The 16,470-nt window shown below is 50.4% G+C and carries 20 protein-coding genes and 2 tRNA genes; 12 read left to right on the top strand and 10 right to left on the bottom strand.

Going from position 1 to position 16,470, the window contains the following annotated elements; genetic code table 11:
• Nucleotides 1–42: 42 nt before the first annotated feature.
• On the bottom strand, nucleotides 43–1,467 hold the full coding sequence (locus IPH19_03975) for a sugar transferase (protein QQR60541.1): 1,425 nt from the start codon (nucleotides 1,465–1,467) through the stop codon (nucleotides 43–45).
• A gap of 74 nt (nucleotides 1,468–1,541) precedes the next feature.
• Complete coding sequence (locus IPH19_03980) at nucleotides 1,542–2,111, bottom strand: hypothetical protein (GenBank protein ID QQR60542.1); 570 nt, start codon at nucleotides 2,109–2,111, stop codon at nucleotides 1,542–1,544.
• 84 nt (nucleotides 2,112–2,195) lie between these two features.
• Here IPH19_03980 and IPH19_03985 point away from each other — a divergent pair, with 84 nt between their 5' ends.
• The 4 genes from IPH19_03985 to IPH19_04000 all read left to right on the top strand — a co-directional run bounded on the left by IPH19_03985 (nucleotide 2,196) and on the right by IPH19_04000 (nucleotide 4,070).
• Nucleotides 2,196–2,312 (top strand): site-specific integrase, encoded by a 117-nt coding sequence (locus IPH19_03985; protein QQR60543.1) that lies wholly within the window; start codon nucleotides 2,196–2,198, stop codon nucleotides 2,310–2,312.
• 24 nt (nucleotides 2,313–2,336) lie between these two features.
• Nucleotides 2,337–3,152, top strand: coding sequence for a tyrosine-type recombinase/integrase (locus IPH19_03990; GenBank protein ID QQR60544.1), 816 nt, complete (start codon nucleotides 2,337–2,339; stop codon nucleotides 3,150–3,152).
• A 23-nt stretch (nucleotides 3,153–3,175) separates the two neighbouring features.
• Nucleotides 3,176–3,251, top strand: a tRNA-Arg gene (locus IPH19_03995).
• A gap of 63 nt (nucleotides 3,252–3,314) precedes the next feature.
• Nucleotides 3,315–4,070 carry a slipin family protein gene (locus IPH19_04000; GenBank protein ID QQR60545.1) on the top strand — a complete coding sequence of 252 codons (756 nt, stop codon included), beginning with the start codon at nucleotides 3,315–3,317 and terminating at the stop codon, nucleotides 4,068–4,070.
• A gap of 35 nt (nucleotides 4,071–4,105) precedes the next feature.
• On the opposite strand, the gene IPH19_04005 is transcribed toward IPH19_04000, so the two are convergent.
• Genes IPH19_04005 through IPH19_04020 form a run of 4 tightly spaced genes read right to left on the bottom strand, consistent with a single transcriptional unit; the run spans nucleotide 4,106 to nucleotide 6,478 of the window.
• Nucleotides 4,106–5,035 (bottom strand): hypothetical protein, encoded by a 930-nt coding sequence (locus IPH19_04005; protein QQR60546.1) that lies wholly within the window; start codon nucleotides 5,033–5,035, stop codon nucleotides 4,106–4,108.
• A 21-nt stretch (nucleotides 5,036–5,056) separates the two neighbouring features.
• Entirely contained in the window at nucleotides 5,057–5,572 is a 516-nt protein-coding gene (locus IPH19_04010) for a hypothetical protein (protein QQR60547.1), read from the bottom strand.
• An 8-nt stretch (nucleotides 5,573–5,580) separates the two neighbouring features.
• The gene (locus IPH19_04015; protein ID QQR60548.1) at nucleotides 5,581–6,048 is read right to left on the bottom strand and encodes a cupredoxin domain-containing protein; all 468 of its coding nucleotides are present in this window, start codon (nucleotides 6,046–6,048) and stop codon (nucleotides 5,581–5,583) included.
• Nucleotides 6,049–6,067: 19 nt separating this feature from the next.
• A complete protein-coding gene (locus IPH19_04020; protein ID QQR60549.1) occupies nucleotides 6,068–6,478 on the bottom strand; it encodes a hypothetical protein in 411 nt (136 codons plus the stop codon).
• Between the two features lie 102 nt (nucleotides 6,479–6,580).
• Here IPH19_04020 and IPH19_04025 point away from each other — a divergent pair.
• The 3 genes from IPH19_04025 (at nucleotide 6,581) to IPH19_04035 (ending at nucleotide 8,724) form a co-directional block, all read left to right on the top strand.
• Nucleotides 6,581–6,655 (top strand) — tRNA-His (locus IPH19_04025).
• A 409-nt stretch (nucleotides 6,656–7,064) separates the two neighbouring features.
• The gene (locus IPH19_04030; protein ID QQR60550.1) at nucleotides 7,065–7,547 is read left to right on the top strand and encodes a hypothetical protein; all 483 of its coding nucleotides are present in this window, start codon (nucleotides 7,065–7,067) and stop codon (nucleotides 7,545–7,547) included.
• A gap of 61 nt (nucleotides 7,548–7,608) precedes the next feature.
• Nucleotides 7,609–8,724: a quinone-dependent dihydroorotate dehydrogenase gene (locus IPH19_04035; GenBank protein QQR60551.1), complete on the top strand. Its 1,116-nt coding sequence runs from the start codon at nucleotides 7,609–7,611 to the stop codon at nucleotides 8,722–8,724.
• 38 nt (nucleotides 8,725–8,762) lie between these two features.
• Here the strand turns inward: IPH19_04035 and IPH19_04040 are convergent, their stop codons facing one another.
• The 3 genes from IPH19_04040 to IPH19_04050 all read right to left on the bottom strand — a co-directional run bounded on the left by IPH19_04040 (nucleotide 8,763) and on the right by IPH19_04050 (nucleotide 10,198).
• Nucleotides 8,763–9,338, bottom strand: coding sequence for a hypothetical protein (locus IPH19_04040; GenBank protein ID QQR60552.1), 576 nt, complete (start codon nucleotides 9,336–9,338; stop codon nucleotides 8,763–8,765).
• A gap of 217 nt (nucleotides 9,339–9,555) precedes the next feature.
• Nucleotides 9,556–9,915, bottom strand: a complete 360-nt coding sequence (locus IPH19_04045; protein QQR60553.1) for a YtxH domain-containing protein — start codon at nucleotides 9,913–9,915, stop codon at nucleotides 9,556–9,558.
• A gap of 37 nt (nucleotides 9,916–9,952) precedes the next feature.
• Entirely contained in the window at nucleotides 9,953–10,198 is a 246-nt protein-coding gene (locus IPH19_04050; protein ID QQR60554.1) for a GlsB/YeaQ/YmgE family stress response membrane protein, read from the bottom strand.
• A 150-nt stretch (nucleotides 10,199–10,348) separates the two neighbouring features.
• Here IPH19_04050 and IPH19_04055 point away from each other — a divergent pair, with 150 nt between their 5' ends.
• The 5 genes from IPH19_04055 (at nucleotide 10,349) to IPH19_04075 (ending at nucleotide 14,614) form a co-directional block, all read left to right on the top strand.
• Nucleotides 10,349–10,660 (top strand): hypothetical protein, encoded by a 312-nt coding sequence (locus tag IPH19_04055; protein ID QQR60555.1) that lies wholly within the window; start codon nucleotides 10,349–10,351, stop codon nucleotides 10,658–10,660.
• 64 nt (nucleotides 10,661–10,724) lie between these two features.
• The gene (locus tag IPH19_04060; GenBank protein QQR60556.1) at nucleotides 10,725–12,566 is read left to right on the top strand and encodes a RecQ family ATP-dependent DNA helicase; all 1,842 of its coding nucleotides are present in this window, start codon (nucleotides 10,725–10,727) and stop codon (nucleotides 12,564–12,566) included.
• A gap of 44 nt (nucleotides 12,567–12,610) precedes the next feature.
• Entirely contained in the window at nucleotides 12,611–13,489 is an 879-nt protein-coding gene (locus tag IPH19_04065; GenBank protein ID QQR60557.1) for an SH3 domain-containing protein, read from the top strand.
• A gap of 131 nt (nucleotides 13,490–13,620) precedes the next feature.
• A complete protein-coding gene (locus tag IPH19_04070; GenBank protein ID QQR60558.1) occupies nucleotides 13,621–13,821 on the top strand; it encodes a cold shock domain-containing protein in 201 nt (66 codons plus the stop codon).
• A gap of 67 nt (nucleotides 13,822–13,888) precedes the next feature.
• Nucleotides 13,889–14,614: a hypothetical protein gene (locus IPH19_04075; protein QQR60559.1), complete on the top strand. Its 726-nt coding sequence runs from the start codon at nucleotides 13,889–13,891 to the stop codon at nucleotides 14,612–14,614.
• Nucleotides 14,615–14,625: 11 nt separating this feature from the next.
• On the opposite strand, the gene IPH19_04080 is transcribed toward IPH19_04075, so the two are convergent.
• A complete protein-coding gene (locus tag IPH19_04080) occupies nucleotides 14,626–16,461 on the bottom strand; it encodes a cation-translocating P-type ATPase (protein ID QQR60560.1) in 1,836 nt (611 codons plus the stop codon).
• Between the last annotated feature and the right edge of the window lie 9 nt (nucleotides 16,462–16,470).

Consider the following 16,470-nt stretch of genomic DNA (forward strand, 5'->3'; position numbering starts at 1 on the left):
TAACCATGGAGCGCACGGCTGTCGCAGGATGTCCGTCAAGGGTTAATACGCGCCCTTTTTGTTGATAACCGCCATCGGTGTCTTGATCAGGATGTATAGGTCCAAAGCAGGGGACCAATTCTCGATATACCAAGCGTCTAGACGTACTTCATCTTCAAAGTCGAGGTCGGAGCGGCCGCTGATTTGGGCGAGACCGGTGATGCCTGGTTTGATCGCCAGAACACGGCGATGATGCGGGAGATAGTTTGCGACTTCACGCGGCTGATGCGGACGAGGACCGACCAAAGACATATCCCCCTTAAAAACGTTGATGAATTGCGGAAGTTCATCGATAGACCAGCGGCGGATAAAATGACCGACCGGTGTGACGCGCGGATCATCGGCAATTTTGTAGACCGGACCTTCCTTGATGCTTTTCTCTTTAATCAATTCTTGTTCAATTTTGAGGGCGGCTTTTTGTTTCTTGAATTGCGGGCCGATTGAGTAGCGGCGCCACATCGATCGCAGCTTCATCAGACGGAAGAGATTGCCACGCTCGCCAACACGTTCATTGAGGAAAAAGACTGGCAAACCATCTTCAATCCAAAGCGCGATCGTGGAAAAGATGATGAGAGGGCTGGTGATCAAGATGAGGATTGATGAAGCAACGATATCAAATAATCGTTTGAAAATACGGCCCCAGCCATCGAGTTTGGTGCGTTTGACGCTGATGACAGGAACGCCGCCAAACGTATCCATCTCTACGTTGGTGAAGGTGGCTGAGAAGAGATCGGCTAAATAACGGAAGCCGAGATGGAATTCTTCTGCGAGGCCGATGAGCTCGAGCGCGTCTGTGCGGTTGAGTTCTGGTTCAGCCAAGAGCACGGTGTCGATTTTGTGTTTGGATGCCAAGTCGCGCAGGTCTTTTTTGGTCGCTTCATTCCAGGTTTTATATTGTTTGACGATGGTCCAGCCGAGTTCCGGATGCTGCTTGTAGAGCATGGCGATATCCATTGCTGCGCGCGAAGATCCGACGAGCGCGATTTGCTCATGGCCGATACGTCCGCGGAACAAGATGCGTCGGAAGGCGCGTAAAGCGAGACGTGCGAGTGAAACATAGATAACGGCAAAACCAAAGACCGCAGCGATGACAAAACGTGAGGTATCAAGAGCACGCGAGAAAAAGACGATAGCGATCAAGAGCATGATGCCGGCCAAGCAGGAGATGAATACACGGCCGAGCGTGTTCCAAGCGCGGCGCTGGCGCATGGAGTACAGGCCGGCCATCGCAAAGAGCAGCATCCAGAGCAAGGCAAAGCCGGTGGCTGAGGCCAGATACTGCGGGAAAGGAATTTCTGTAATGATCGGACGGATACCGATGAAGTATGGGGAGAAACGAAGTGCGTATGCAGAAACCGCCGCACCCAAGAGGGCGAGGAAGTCGAGCGGCAACAAAAGTGCTGCAAAGGCCAAGTCGAGGCGACGCATTATTCTTATTGTATCACGCATGACGCGTATAACTGCAGAACCCCTCCGCCCGAGATCGGGGGAGGGGTTCAGGGTCAGATGAGCCGGTTGCCTTGCAGCTGCGAACGGTAGAGCCGGACTTTCTGCTTGTGGGTCGCGTCGGGGTGGAAGTGGATCTCCTCGCCTCCGCCAAAGAAGTCGAGACGATCCTCGACGCCCTCGTCGTATTTCAGGCTGCCGGGAAGTCCGCCGCGCGCGACCGGTGCCGGCTCGCTCCAGGCGGGGACATTGAAGAGACTGTACTTCCGCTTCTGCGCGATGTTGGCCTTCGTGCGCGCGAAGCCGTTCATGCGCGCGTTCTGAAGTGCGCGCAGGACGTCGGTGTAGACCAGGGCGTTCCGCGCGATGGCTTCCATGTCGAACGTCGAGATCACGTTCATCTTGAAGATGGGATGGGCTCGGCTGTCGGTGTAGACCAAGATGTCGACGTTCGAGCACTGCGCGGTGCCGGCGATGAGCTCCAGGTACTTCAAGCCGTCCTTCTTCAGGCCGCGTCGGACCAGTCCTTGGACTACGTGGAATTCCGATGTTTTGATCGATCGCTCGAACATCTCGGTCATGCAGTCGATGAGAAAGAGCGTGAGGGTCTTGTCGTCGATTTCCATCGAAATACCTCATGCCTTTCTTGGCATGGCGCGGCGATTTTGTCAACCGTTTCACGACGCAAGAAAACGTGGCATACTGCGCCCATGGCCAAGCTTTCAACGCATCTGCGTGTTTATCTCGAGCATCTTGAAATTGAGAAAGGCCGATCGCCGTTGACGATTAGGAATTACGATTTTTATCTCCGTCGTTTTATCGATTAAAAAAAGGATCCGGATACCGATACGGTGAATCAAGATTTGATTCATGAGTATCAACTGTTTCTGAATCGCTCCGCCGGCCGCGGGGAATCGGGGATGCGCAAGTCGACGCAGAATTATCATTTGATTGCGCTCCGATCGTTTTTGAAGTTTTTGAATAAGCGCGATATTGAAACGCTGTCTGCGGAAAAAATCGATTTAGCCAAACAAGGGAGCCGCGATGTTTCTTTTTTGGATGCCGGTGATTTGCCGCGTTTGCTGGAAGCGCCAGATAAAACGGATGCACTGCCTATCGTGAAGGCGCACGACAAGGCGATTTTGGAATTATTTTTTTCAACCGGTATGCGCGTGTCTGAGCTCGCGAATCTTAAAATTAGCCAGATCAATTTGGATCGCGAGGAGTTCACGGTGCGCGGAAAGGGCGATAAAAATCGTATTGTGTTTTTATCGCAGCAGGCGAGATTTGCGCTCAAGAATTATCTTGGCATGAGAAAAGATGAGGCTCCTTATCTTTTTATCAGGCATGACCGCGCCAAGAGCGGCGTTAAAGAAATTGGTGCGCTGACGCCGAGGTCGATCGAGCGATTGGTGCATCATTATTCCGTGGTCGCCGGAATTCCGAAGCATGTTTCTCCGCACACATTGCGTCACTCGTTTGCAACGGATTTGCTGATGAACGGTGCGGATTTGCGCAGCGTGCAAACCATGCTCGGACATTCATCGATCACGACTACACAGATCTATACGCATATCACCAACCAGCAGCTCAAAGACGTGCACAAAGCATTCCATGGGAAGCAGAGAGATGGAGATGATGGGGTTGAAAAGGAAGAGAAAACGTGATAGCTTCGCGGACGTTCCACTCAGCCCTTGTAGCTCAACGGATAGAGCGCCGGACTTCTAAGCCGTGATATGTTGGTTCGATTCCAACCGAGGGCACCATGCATCAAACCCGCCAGATAGGCGGGTTTGTGCTTTTTGGAGAAACTGCTAGGCTTTTTGCATATGCGCACACTTCTCTCGTTTTCCTTCCTGTTTTGGCCGCTTCTTATCCTTCTTCTTGTCTGTGTCCGTCAGGTTAACCAGTATGAGCGCGGCGTAAAGTTCATGTTTGGTAAATTTCACAAACTTGTAGAACCGGGCTGGCGTTTGGTGGTGCCTATTGTCCAGTCGATGACGAAGGTGGATGTTCGTACCAAAGCCGTTGAAGTTCCGTATCAGGATGCGATTACGCGCGACAACGTTTCTTGTAAGGTTAACGCTGTTGTTTACTATCGTGTTGTTGATGCCGGCCGCGCCGTTATCGTTGTCGAGAATTTTTGGAATGCGGTTTCGCAGCTTGCGCAGACAACGATGCGCAACGTTGTTGGTGAATTGACGCTCGATGAATTGCTTTCGGATCGCGATCAGGCCTCTGCACGTATCAAGGAGCTGGTTGCAACGCATACAGCTGATTGGGGTATTGAGGTGCAGACGGTTGAATTGAAGGACATTTCTCTTCCGGAAGACATGCAGCGCACGATTGCCAAGCAGGCTGAGGCAGAGCGTGAGCGCCGTGCCGTTATCATCAATTCCGAAGGTGAAGTGATTGCAGCTGATAACTTAAAAAAGGCTGCCGAGATCCTGTCTTCAAATCCTGCCGCTCTTCATTTGCGCACGCTTAACTCGATCAATGATATTTCAAGCGATGCGAGCAACACGATCGTGTTCGCTGTACCGATGGAAGTATTGCGGGCTTTTGAAGCCGTAGCAAAGAAGTAAAAGAAAAAAACATCCCGCCGGAAGCGGGATGTTTTTTATTCGGAGGAATTTGCGAGCTCTGCTTCTGGGTTGTAGTCGCTTGTGAGATTGATCTCGCTACCGAAGCTGTAATTGGTGTAGAAGCTGTCGGAGATGTCGTCGATTTTTTTATTCCATTCATTTCCGTAGTAGGCTCGTGCGAGTTCTTCTGTTTTTATCCAGCGCAGCACGCCACCTCGAGCAACGGCATAGACTTTTGGATCGGTTGTAAATTTCACCATGCGGACACCAGCGCGGTAGAGGACATTGGCGCCGAGCTGGTAATTGCTCAGAGTCGCGAGAGGTACTTCCGTCACTGAATCAAAGTTTCCATACCAGGTGAAAAACACACGGCTATTTGGAAATGCGTGACGTTTGCCATCCCTGCCGATGTAGTAGACCGCGCGGCAAGCGTGATCGATGCCTGCGCTTTCTGGGCAGATTGCTTTGAGCAGTTTGCCAGCGTCCGGTGAGATTGGAGGTTGAGCGATGATGGGGACGGCGACTGGAGCAGGTGCTGGGGTTGGGGCTGGAGTTGGACTAGGAGCGGGAGTTGGAGTTGGTGTTGGCGTTGGTGCCGGGGTTGGTGACGAGAGCGGTGGAGAGGTGATTGTGGCGCCGCTGACACTGATTGCGGTTGTGGCTCCGGCGCTCATGCCGCCATTTACATCGCGGCAGAAGACGAACGCAATACGCGAGCCTCCGCTTGGAAACGTGTAGACGCGCGTCGCATTGCCGCCGCTTACGTTCATATCGCCAATTTCCGCTAAGTCGACCCAAAGCGAGCAGCGCTGTATTGCTGCGCTTGAGCTTACGGTCGCCGAGAGATTTACGGCCACGCCCGCTGATGCGGTGACTGGTGTTACGGGGCCGATTACCGGTTTTGCAAAGACGATCATCGGAGCAAGAGCTGCGAGTATCGGGAGAGCGAGCAAAGAACGTTTCATAGAGTTATAGAATAACGACTTCTAGATTTTACGGCTATCGTAGGCCCAGTGGAGGACGGCTTGTCGTTGGCGCGGACGGCATGCGGCGTCACCGACTCGGCAATTCTTTTTGATCTGCGTGATGTGGCGCGCGATGGCGCGCCAGCGGCGTATTTGGCGCTGGTCTTCTTTGGGCAGGCGTCGCCCCATGTAGTAACGGCAATACCATTGGAACCAGCCACGTGGATCTTGATGATGTATCCAGCCCATGCGGCGCCAGACAGTAAGAGACTGGCTTGCATTTACCCCAAAGTAATTTATTTTGGGATCGTGCTTGTTTGGATTTAGCTCGGCTTTGTCGAACCAGCTTTTTGGAAATTCCTTGCGGCAGTCGGTCATGTATTTGCCGCCAAAAACACCGAGAGCAAGCATCTCCTTTGGTGTTAGTTCCGGTTTGAATGCGGGGTCAAAGTTTTTTCCTTCCGGTTCCACTAATTCGTATCGATAGTTTTTTTGCATCAAGTCGTTTACCACGACGAGTTTTGGTTTGCGACGCATAGCGCCGACTATGGGCGTACTTCACCAACGATAACCGTGCCCTTCATGCTCGAGTGGCTTGCGCAGTAATATTCGTATTTTCCTGTTGCTGGAAATTTGTGGCTATAGGTTGCGCCGGGCACAAGGTTGCCGGAATCCCAAAGAACGGAAGCTCCGGCGCTGTGTACCGTGTGGTTATTTTTTCCAACGTTTTTCCAGATAACCGTATCTCCGGCATTGATGGCGATCATCTGCGGAGCAAAGGCGTTGTCTTTAATTTCTACCGTGATGGTTTTTGTGGCTGGCTTAGGTGCAGGCTTGGTCGCTGCTGGTTTTGGCGTCGGGGCCGGAGTTGGCGTGGAGGTAGGTGTCGGCGTCTGAGGTGTTTCTGCTACGGGTGCCGGGGTTGGCTCCGGTGATGGTGTCGGCGTTGCTGCCGGAGCGCAGCCGGCTCCGAGCAGGGAGAGTGTGATGGCGAGCGAAAGGAATTTTTTCATAGATCTAATCTATCATATTTTAATGAATAAGATCGAGGTTTCCATCAATGACGATCGGACCCATCGCTTTTAGCTCGTCCGTGAAGGTGTTTTGCGGGAGGGGATTGTAAAGAAAGATTTTTCGGTTATTGTCGAAGGCTTGATAGATTTCCAAAAATGTTGCGCCGCCGATGTAATTTGGCTGGCCGTTTTTTTCAAAATTGAGAACGAGAATACCGTCATTGGCGAGGATTTTTTCGCGCTGCAATCGGATCATGCCGGCTTTCCATTCACGATGGGCATCAGCACCAAGCTTTTTCATCTCTTCTTCTTTCATCGGATCGTCAAAACAGTTTGGTACCGTTATGACGTGGCCGCGTGCTTCCAGCTCTTTTTTAATAGCGGGGACTTTATCGTAGAGATATTTGCTGGTGCAGAGAAAGAGGTTCATAGGTCCAAGTGTTTTTGTTGGTATATGGGTGGACTTTAAACCAAATGGCAACCCTTGCCAAAGCTAAAAAAATGCGGTATAACTTGCACGCCAATTCGCATGGTGGCTATGGTGAAGAGGTTATCACAGCGGGTTGTGGTCCCGTTATCGAGGGTTCGATTCCCTCTAGCCACCCCATCAAAACTCCCTCGGAATCCCGAGGGAGTTTTGATTAAAAAACCCATTTACCTGCAACGTACGCTATCAATCCCAAGCTGAATGGATAAACCAGGAATAGCCAAATATATCCAAGGGCATTTGTTTCTTTCGGATTTACAAGGAACGAATACCACGTTGGTAATCCAAGAAGAGAAGCAACCCCGTTTAAGATGAGTGCGCCAATCAAGACGCTCGCACCAAGGAGAAAAATAAGGAAGACGTGCACTCCATTAGTATACAGGTGTTTCTCGCAAGATGAGCCTATATTGCGCCCTTCGCTCTTTACGAGATGAAGTACGGTCCAAATAGGGATCGGGGCAATGCGCAATTTGGTTTAAGGATGTTTCACTATCTGCTAAGCTACGTTCAACTTTTCATTTGATTTTTTATGCAATATCCAAGATCCGTTGCTGCTTTCGCGCTTCTCTTTTTACCAGTTTTTCTTGGCGCCGGTTGTCGTTCATCGTCCAGCGTAGACGCGTCTCGTGAAGCTCGGACCATTTCAGAATCACCGACCAGTCCAACGTCTCAGCCCTCTCCATCAAATGGGCAAAATGCCAACGATGTCCTGACACCGCTTCCCTCGAATTTTCCGTCGGATATTCCGACGGCTCCAAATAGCATGGTTATCAACACGAGTGTTGATTCGGAGCGAAAAATGGTGAAGGCTTTATTGAGCAGCCAAGATTCTTCGGATCATGTTTTCGAGTCTTTATCCGGACAGTTAACAAGAAATGGGTTTTCGAAGACGGTTGATTCTACGATTGGAAATACCCGACAGGTCATCTTCAAAAAAGGTTCTTTGACCATGGGCATTACTTTGATCCAGGAGCTCGACGTGACGAATTATGAGATAAGTCGCGAGGAATAACGGAAATCGATTGCCTCGTTTGACTCGCATAACTTTCCCAACGGGGTTATGCTCGCTGCATATGTTTGGCACTGCATGCTGGCGTTTCTTTTATACGGCTGGTTTGAAACCATATCTGTTTCAAAAGGATCCGGAAGACGTGCATCAGCGAATGACGCTTCTTGGGGAGCTACTTGGTCGATCACGCCTGGGGCGGTGGTTCGTAGGTTTTTTCTTTCGGTTCTCACATCCTTCGCTTGAACAGACCGTGGTCGGGATTCGGTTTTCAAACCCCATAGGGCTAGCGGCAGGATTTGATAAAGATGGTCGTCTCGTAGATATCTTACCTGAGGTTGGCTTTGGGTTTGCGGAAGTTGGTTCGATTACGGGCGAGTCTTGTCTTGGGAATCCGAAGCCTCGGTTATGGCGTTTACCAAAAAGTCGTGGATTGGTTGTGAATTATGGTTTGAAGAACGATGGATGCGAGGTTGTCTCGCGTCGCTTAGCGAAACGTGTATTTCGTTTTCCCATCGGGATAAGCGTTGCCAAAACGAATGCGCCTGGGACAGTTGATGTAGAAGCGGGGATCGCTGACTATGTGAAAGCGTTTCGGGCGTTTGCGGAGATCGGTGATTATCTGACGGTGAACATTAGTTGTCCGAATGCGTTTGGCGGTGAGCCGTTTACAGATCCGCAACGGCTGGAGCTGTTGTTGGTTGCGTTGGATGCTATTCCGACGCTGCATCCCGTTTTTTTGAAGATGCCTGCAGATCTTACCGAAGCCGCTTTACAGGCTTTGCTTGAAGTAGCAAGGCGCCATCGTATTCACGGCATTATTTTTGTTAATCTCACGAAACGCTATGACCGATCAACGATTGATCAAGAAGAGAGATCGTCTATCATGATCGGCGGCGTTAGTGGGAAACCCGTGACGGAAGATGCGAATCGCTTGGTGGCATGGGCCTATCGTCTTTATGGTTCGCGTTTTGTCTATATCGGGTGTGGAGGCGTTTTTTCAGCGAAGGATGCTTATGAGAAGATTCTTCAAGGAGCGTCATTGGTTCAGCTCATCACGGGAATGATTTATGAAGGGCCTCAGCTGATCGGTGAAATTAATCGTGAGCTTGCGCGGTTGATTGAGCGCGATGGGTTTAAGTCCGTTGCAGATGCGGTTGGTGCGGCGCATCGTGCAATATAAAAATACGACCCTTTCGGGTCGTATTTTTGTTTGGAGTATTACTCCGCAGCGAGAATGATCGGAGCGTTCTGGGTGACCGCAAGCGGCTGATTCCAGAATTGCTTCGCGTAGCGCTGAACCTTGTTCACGTAGCCATTGTTGGCATTACAGCCATTATGACACTGAACAGCGTAGTTCACGTACTTTGGATAGCTATTGCGTTCCAAGTAGTTAATCGTCCAGTTGGCAGAACATGCGAGGTCTTCCGCACAAGCGGCCGTAATCTTGTGAAGCTTATAGTGAATTTGGAAGTAGCCGCGAGCCTTACCGTTATCGCCGATAACGTCGAAGCGGTTTGAGGACTCCGTCCAGAGCATACCCAAGAGCGTCTTGGCACATGCCTCGCCATAGCCATTCTCTTCACAGACGTGAAGCAAGACTTCCTGAACCGTAGGCGCAGGCGTCGGAACCGCGAGGGTTTCCGTCTGTACAACAGCTTCAGGCTGCGTGATCGACTTTTCCGCATGAGCGGAGGTCGTTACGGCAGGGTTCGTAAAGGTGGTAGCCAACATAACAGCAGCCAAAACCTTGCGTTGGTTCACCGTTAACATGAGGACGTTTTTAAGTGATTTCATAATGGGTTTGCCGTGATTCGGTTTGCGAATCAGACCAGCCATTACATCACATTTTGGGGGTTTTGTCAATGATACGAGGCTCTCTTTTGTCGCTAAAATAAGCCAAAACTGTTTAAGTTAGCCATTTAAAAATGGCTTAGATTACATAAGGTTATTTTGGGATAATTCCAAACAAAAAATCCCTCGATTGTTTCGAGGGATTTTTTGTTGCCGCTTTTTATTTGGCCGTCTTTTCCTCCATGCTGTCTTCAATTTGTTCACGGATATTCTCCCACTGTTCCATGAGTCGATCCTTTATGTCTGCAAGCTGATCCGCGGCCATATCTTTGGTATCACGGTATTGTTCGATGAGATCGTTAACAATCTCCTCATATTTTTCCTTGCTCAACTCCTTCATGTTCTTTACTTTCTTTGCCAATTCTTTTTGCAGCGCTTTTGCGCGCTTCTTGGCTTCATCGGTCATTTCGTGACCTTTCTTGGAGTTGAGAAATAGTCCGGCTGCAAGGCCTGCCGCGAGTCCGGCTAACAATGCGCCGCCGACGACCAAGCCTTTATTCTCATTGTTTGCGTGTGTCATATTGCGTGGGGTTAAGACGAATAAGACTTCTGCGGGTTTATGTGTTGCGTTTCACCAGCGATGCGATGAAGAGGAACACGAGCGCTCCGGTGACGGCCATAACAAGGTCGCCGATCAGTCCGTAGGTTGCGATTCCAAAGAGGCTAAAGATGTAACCTCCAAGAACGGCACCGATAATACCGACCACGATGTTTCCAAGGAGACCAAAGCCTGAACCCTTGGTTAGCTCGCCCGCAATCCAGCCTGCGAGCGCACCGATAATAAGAAACCACAGTATGCTCATAAAGAATTATCGCGTTAGCGAGTTAGACTTTCAGTATAGGCTTCATGGACCATCTGGCAAGCAAAAAAAAACGGATTATTGCCTAAGCAGAGGCGTTTGTTGCTTAAAGGGTTCGCATTTGCTCGACGCTTCGTTTATGCTTTTGGGCATATGAAAATCTGCATCACTTGCGGTATGCCGCTTGAAGGAGATCACGCGAATGACTTGGGAATGGAGACATCAGAGGGGCCGGTATGTAAATTCGACACAAAGAATGGACAGATGAAGAGTGCCGATGAGATCTTTGATGGAGGAGTCGCGTTTTTCTTGGACGCAGTCGCCGACGGTGATCGTGCCCTTGCCGAGCGCCTCACTCGTAAGAATATGAAGTCGCTTTCGTATTGGCAGACCCATCCGTTTGATGCGTTGAATGGCGAGGAAGCGACGGAGGAGGAGTTTGGAGCGGCGATGGCTAAATTGTAGTGGCTTATGTTTGCCTGGACGGATGCCTGCCTTGACAGGGCTGTTTATCCATGGAACGGAGTAGATGCTGGTTATGCTTGAACTTCTTAAAAAACATTTTGGATATGAATCATTCCGTCCGCTTCAGGAGGAAGTGATTTCGTATTGCATCTCCGGCAAGGATTCTTTGGTTTTGATGCCGACTGGCGGAGGCAAATCACTTTGTTTTCAAATCCCCGCATTGTTTTTTCCCGGTTTGACGATTGTCATCTCGCCGCTTGTTGCGCTCATGAAGGATCAGGTCGATGCGTTAAAGGCAAATGGCATTCCTGCTGCTTTTTTGAATAGCACTCTTTCACCGCGCGAGAGCGCCGAGGTTGAGTCGCTGGCACGTTCTGGGCGGCTTAAACTTTTGTATCTTGCTCCGGAGCGATTTGCCATGCCTTCTGTGCGGCGATTTTTACAATCGCTTACGATCAGTCTATTTGCTGTAGATGAAGCGCATTGTATTTCCGAGTGGGGACATGATTTTAGACCCGATTATCGCAGTCTTGATTTGTTGCGCCAGTATTTTCCCCGAATTCCCATCATGGCGCTAACCGCAACAGCTAATGCGCGTGTACGCGATGATATTGTCAGCCAGTTGGGATTGGGGAACGGGCGCGTGTTTCAGTCGAGTTTCAATCGTCCAAATCTTACGTACCGCGTGCTGCCCAAGAAGCGCGCTTTTGACCAGCTGCTCGCGGAAATTAAACAGCGTCCGGAACAAGCGATTATTATTTATTGTTTTTCCCGCAAATCAACAGAAAAGACGGCGGCGGATTTACGAGCGAATGGTGTAAAGGCGGCCGCGTATCATGCGGGGTTAACGCCGGCAGAACGCACGCGCGTTCAAGATCGTTTTATTCGGGATGAGGTTCCGGTGATTGCGGCGACGATTGCGTTTGGCATGGGTATCGATAAGCCTGATGTCCGTTTGGTTGCGCATATGGATCTGCCTAAGTCTGTCGAGGGTTACTATCAAGAAACTGGTCGCGCGGGCCGTGACGGTTTGCCGAGCGAGTGTCTGCTTTTTTACTCGGCTGGCGATCGCGTCAAGCACGAGTATTTTATCCGCGGGATGGAGGATCCCGAGGTGAAGGCGCGTACACGTCATCAACTGCAAGAGATGATGAATTACAGCGAACTGCGTACCTGTCGCCGTGCGTTTCTCCTACGATATTTTGGCGAGGCATGGCAAGCGCAGAATTGCGGCGCCTGTGATATTTGTGTGCCGCGCGCTGTTGCGCAATTACATACGGGGGAATTGTCCGAGTTTGATCAGGCGTTATTTGAGAAGCTTCGTTTACTGCGTACTCGGCTTGCGAATGCGCGTCGCCTTCCGCCGTATATGATCTTTGGCGATAAAACACTGCAGGATATGGCGCGTGTGTATCCATCGAGTATGGAGCGCTTAGCAAAAGTATTTGGGGTCGGTAAGGTGAAGCTTACGCAGTTTGGAGAAGCTTTTCTTGAAGTGATCCGTTCCTACATGAGTGAAAAGGGGATCGTGGAACAAGTGATGGTGTCCGAAGATGTTCCTAAGAGAGTTTCTGCTCCTGTTTCTGCCCGTGCTTTAACGCCGACGATTCTTGAGTCGATTCGTTTGCTTGAGCAGCAGGAATCGCTTGAGGCTATTGCTAAACAGAGGAAGATTAGTGTGGGGACGGTCATTCAGCATTTGGAGCAAGCGATCGAGCAAGGGGAGACGCTTAACACATCGCATTTGGTGTTTTCTTCTGATAAGCGTTTTGCGCTCATCGCAAATGCTTTTGCGGAAATCGGAGATGATTTTTTGGCTCCTGTAAAAAATTATCTGGGCGAGGCTTATAGTTACGATGAACTTCGCTTTGCGCGTTTCTTGCTCAAGACTCGAGCCGGTAAATAGCAGCCACTCGCCTGAGGGCTGATTATCGTTTATGCTTGAAGTCTATGAAACGTTTCATTTCTCAAATTAGTTTACTCGCGTTTTTTTCTGCATTGATTCCAAACATGGCTTTGGCTGGCGGCTGCTATGTTGACCCAGTGCAGCAATATTCTGGAACCGGCACGATTAAATCCGGCGTGTATCTCCGTAGCGAAGCTTGTACATCGGGAACGATGGTTTTGAGAACGTTGAAAGCAGGGACAAATGTTTCTGTTATCGCATATACGGATGGTTGGTATGCGGTGATCGCCGGAGGCAAGCATGGCTGGATCGGTGAACAGTTTATCAATAACAATGCTGAGCCGACTGGTCTTGTTTGGCAAACCTATGAAGAGTATCAGGTGAGTGCTGGCGGTTTAGTCGGTGCGCCTGAGCCGGTGGCGATACAGATAAAGGCGACGGTTGAGACGCCGTATACTGGTACGATTGGCGCTCGTTCATTGGTGAAGCTTGTTTGTCCTTCTGTTGCACCGGCTGATCATCCGTGTAAGGCAGTGTATTACATTGGTGCCGATGCCAAGCGCCATGCGTTTCCAAATGGCCGCGTGTTTGCGACATGGTATGCAAATTTTGATGAGGTAAAGCCTGTGGCTGCTGAAACGCTCGGTCAGTATGCGCTTGGAATGAACGTGACGTATCGACCCGGAGCACGCATGGTGAAATTTACGACGGATCCCAAGGTCTATGCCGTTGGTCGCGGAGGAGAATTGCGTTGGGTGAAAACCGAGGCGCTGGCCACGGCTTACTATGGTGTCGATTGGAACAAAAAGATCGATGATATTCCGGATGCTTTCTACTCGAACTATGCTTTTGGGTCCGAGATTGGCGCAGAAAGCGAGTACAGCCCGGCGGCGGAGCTAAGCGCTACTCCGGCCTTTGATTAGGCTATGGGCTTTACAAAATGCCTATTTTAGGCTATTATATATAGCGAACCAATGAATCGGCCGAATAATGCTCATCTGAAGCAAAAAACAGCCTGCAATTAACATTTACATTACTCATTGGTAACAACACTATGAACGGTATCATCAAGACGCTTAAGGAGAAGGGTTTCGGCTTTATCACCCCGGAAGGCGGCGATAAGGATGTATTCTTCCACTCTGATTCACTCGTCGGCGTTATGTTTGACGAGTTGAAGGAGGGCGAAGCTGTGACTTTTGAGACGGAGGCTTCGGACAAGGGTCCTCGCGCCGTCAACGTCCAGCGCGTTGCCTAATAAGCGCCGCCAATGCAAAACCCGGTCTCGCAAGAGATCGGGTTTTCGTTTAGGCTAGTTGTATCTTATGGTCTCATTTTCTTGGGAGTACGTTTTTAAGCCGCGGGAAGCGCAGTGGTGGGTAAGCGTTATTTTTATTTTGGTCGGTATCGGGCTTGGACTTGTTTTGCCTGCATTCCTCGCGCCCTCATGGAAAGGCGTTGAGCTTATGGCTACGGTTTCGCGTATCGAAACAAATGAGGAAGGTTTGGTCAGACCTGTTTTTCAGGTTGATGGCCAAGCCAGAGATTACTCGACATCGCTTTGGTCGAGTCGATCGACTTATGCTGAAGGCGAGTCGGTGACGATTGTGACGGATTCCAACACGCAGGATTGGTATATTAAAGCCGATCAGGATATGAAGGTTGCGATCTGGATTTTGCGTCTTATCGCTATTATCTTTTTTCTCATTGGAGTTACCGTGCTTTTGCTTACCGTTTTTTGTTTTCCGGACTATCTTGTACATACGATTGGGGGTTCTATCGGTGCATTGTCATTTGGATTGCCGGCAACGTTTGCGCTTCCAGGGCTGCTATTTGCGCATCGCACGCGCCCCAATGTTTTCTTTGGCGCGAATGATCCCCTTGGTTCTGACACGTGGCTCATCGGAGGGATTTTTACAGCGCTTGGCGTCCTAACAACGATTGCGACTATTATTCTTGCGCGATATCAACTCAAGAATAGATCGCTTGGCTGGAGCTGGTCCTATGATTCTGATGATAAGAAAACGGAACAAGAAAAAATCGGCCTATAGGCCGATGTTTTTTATGCCGCATCTTTTTCTTTTCGGAATAAACGAGATGAGTTTGCGAGCGGAAGAAAATCCGTAATGAAGTTGTATGCGGCGGCGAGTGCCGGTCCAAAAATACCGGTAAAGACAAAAATAAATCCGATGAGATTGGAAAGCGCCCAAATCCAGATATTCCCATTGATGACGTTCTTGGTTTGTTTGGCTAATAGGACGAGTTCAGGTAGTCGGTCGAGATTGTCTGCCAATAGAACGATGTCCGCCGCTTCAATCGCTACAGCGGTACCCGTTGTACCCATTGCGATACCGACGGTTGAACGAGCCAGGGCGGGCGCGTCATTAATACCGTCGCCAATCATGACCGTTGTCCCTTTTAATGCAAGTTGTCCGACTTCGCGTTCTTTGTCTTCTGGAGACATTGTCGGACGGTAGTCCTCGATACCGACGGATTTGGCTACGGCGGCCGCCGTGCGGAGCTGATCACCCGTAAACATGACGATATTCCCGACGCCGAGCGCATACAGTTTTTCAATGCTCGCTTTGGCTGACGGTCGCGGTATATCAGCGATACGGATGCGTCCGACGCAGCGTCCATTGACCGCTATATAGAAGTCGCTCGTAAGACCGGGATCGAGAGCGTCGTCCTCGCGAGTAGCCCAGCTTTCAGGGATGGTGACGCTTGAATCGGTGAGCAGCGCAGGCGTGCCAACGAGGATGTCGCGGCCCTTGGCATTTACCCAAATACCTCGTCCTCGATACACTTGGAAACGTTCTGGGTCGGCGACGGCGCCAATACGCTTTACTGCTTCACGGAAGACCGCACGTCCAATGACATGCTCAGAGTATTTCTCTGCGATCGCCAAACATTCCCAGATGAAAAATTCGGTAACGGATGGATCGCGGTCCAATCGTTCTACGCGCAGATCGCCAAAGGTGAGCGTGCCTGTTTTATCGAGGACGAGCGTGTCTATGTGTGCGAGCGGTAATAGTCTTGCACCGCCTTTGATGATGATGCCGCGTTTGGCGGCGCGTCCGAGGGATGCAGTAATGGCGAGCGGAATGGCGACCGCGATATCATCGGCGCAGGCAACAAGGAAGAACGCGGCAACCATTCCCGGATTTTGGGTAAGGAAATACAGCCCGATTCCAGAGATGCCGATCAGCGGAAGAAAATAGCCGGCAAATTTGTCTGCAGCCTTTTCTTCTTTGGACTTATGACGCGAGGCTTCCTGAATCAATGTAGCCATGCGCTCGAGTGTCGAGTCTTTACCAACATGTGTTGCGCGGATTTTGATGCCGCCGGCTTCGACGATGGTTGAGGCGAGCACGCGGTCGCCGATGAGCTTTTCTTCTGGAAGCGATTCTCCGGTTACCGAGGCTTCATTAATAAGCGCCGTACCATGTACAAGAAGACCGTCGCAAGGTACCCGTTCACCCGTACCGATAAGCAAAATATCACCCACGCGAATATCTTGTACGGGAATTTCATCGACGTGTCCGCGAGATTCGCGTCTTGCCTTGTGAGGTTTGAGTGCTAAGAGTTCTGCGACCGCTTTGTGCGAGCGGGCTTCCGTACGCGCTTCCAATATTCTGGCGCAGGCGAGCATCAGGGCGATAAAGGCACCTGAGGATGTTTCTTGCAGGACGAGGGCAATGGCGAGGGCAAGTAAATTATAGAGATCGATGGTGATTTTGAATTGACCGAGACCTTTGGCGCCAGCGATTAATGTTGGTAGGGCGCTGATCGCGACCATGATCGTTGCGATGATCCAGGCTGACGGCCAAATTAAAACAAGGACAAGTGCAAGGCTTGGCAAGGCAAGAGAGGCGGCTTCGTTTCGAGTGACGAGCATACTCTTCAG

The sequence above is a fragment of the Candidatus Uhrbacteria bacterium genome (genome assembly GCA_016699205.1).
Taxonomy (GTDB): Bacteria; Patescibacteriota; Patescibacteriia; order 2-12-FULL-60-25; family 2-12-FULL-60-25; genus CAIXDN01.

Bases quoted from the DNA above. Each gene is read 5' to 3' on its own strand.
- IPH19_04030 (QQR60550.1), top strand. From the start codon at position 7,065: ATGCAATATCCAAGATCCGTTGCTGCTTTCGCGCTTCTCTTTTTACCA.
- IPH19_04015 (QQR60548.1), bottom strand. From the start codon at position 6,048: ATGAAAAAATTCCTTTCGCTCGCCATCACACTCTCCCTGCTCGGAGCC.
- IPH19_04035 (QQR60551.1), top strand. From the start codon at position 7,609: ATGTTTGGCACTGCATGCTGGCGTTTCTTTTATACGGCTGGTTTGAAA.
- IPH19_03975 (QQR60541.1), bottom strand. From the start codon at position 1,467: ATGCGTCGCCTCGACTTGGCCTTTGCAGCACTTTTGTTGCCGCTCGAC.
- IPH19_04050 (QQR60554.1), bottom strand. From the start codon at position 10,198: ATGAGCATACTGTGGTTTCTTATTATCGGTGCGCTCGCAGGCTGGATT.
- IPH19_04055 (QQR60555.1), top strand. From the start codon at position 10,349: ATGAAAATCTGCATCACTTGCGGTATGCCGCTTGAAGGAGATCACGCG.
- IPH19_04045 (QQR60553.1), bottom strand. From the start codon at position 9,915: ATGACACACGCAAACAATGAGAATAAAGGCTTGGTCGTCGGCGGCGCA.
- IPH19_04060 (QQR60556.1), top strand. From the start codon at position 10,725: ATGCTGGTTATGCTTGAACTTCTTAAAAAACATTTTGGATATGAATCA.
- IPH19_04065 (QQR60557.1), top strand. From the start codon at position 12,611: ATGAAACGTTTCATTTCTCAAATTAGTTTACTCGCGTTTTTTTCTGCA.
- IPH19_04010 (QQR60547.1), bottom strand. From the start codon at position 5,572: ATGCGTCGCAAACCAAAACTCGTCGTGGTAAACGACTTGATGCAAAAA.
- IPH19_04000 (QQR60545.1), top strand. From the start codon at position 3,315: ATGCGCACACTTCTCTCGTTTTCCTTCCTGTTTTGGCCGCTTCTTATC.
- IPH19_04040 (QQR60552.1), bottom strand. From the start codon at position 9,338: ATGAAATCACTTAAAAACGTCCTCATGTTAACGGTGAACCAACGCAAG.
- IPH19_03980 (QQR60542.1), bottom strand. From the start codon at position 2,111: ATGGAAATCGACGACAAGACCCTCACGCTCTTTCTCATCGACTGCATG.
- IPH19_04075 (QQR60559.1), top strand. From the start codon at position 13,889: ATGGTCTCATTTTCTTGGGAGTACGTTTTTAAGCCGCGGGAAGCGCAG.
- IPH19_04020 (QQR60549.1), bottom strand. From the start codon at position 6,478: ATGAACCTCTTTCTCTGCACCAGCAAATATCTCTACGATAAAGTCCCC.
- IPH19_04070 (QQR60558.1), top strand. From the start codon at position 13,621: ATGAACGGTATCATCAAGACGCTTAAGGAGAAGGGTTTCGGCTTTATC.
- IPH19_04080 (QQR60560.1), bottom strand. From the start codon at position 16,461: ATGCTCGTCACTCGAAACGAAGCCGCCTCTCTTGCCTTGCCAAGCCTT.
- IPH19_03985 (QQR60543.1), top strand. From the start codon at position 2,196: ATGGCCAAGCTTTCAACGCATCTGCGTGTTTATCTCGAGCATCTTGAA.
- IPH19_04005 (QQR60546.1), bottom strand. From the start codon at position 5,035: ATGAAACGTTCTTTGCTCGCTCTCCCGATACTCGCAGCTCTTGCTCCG.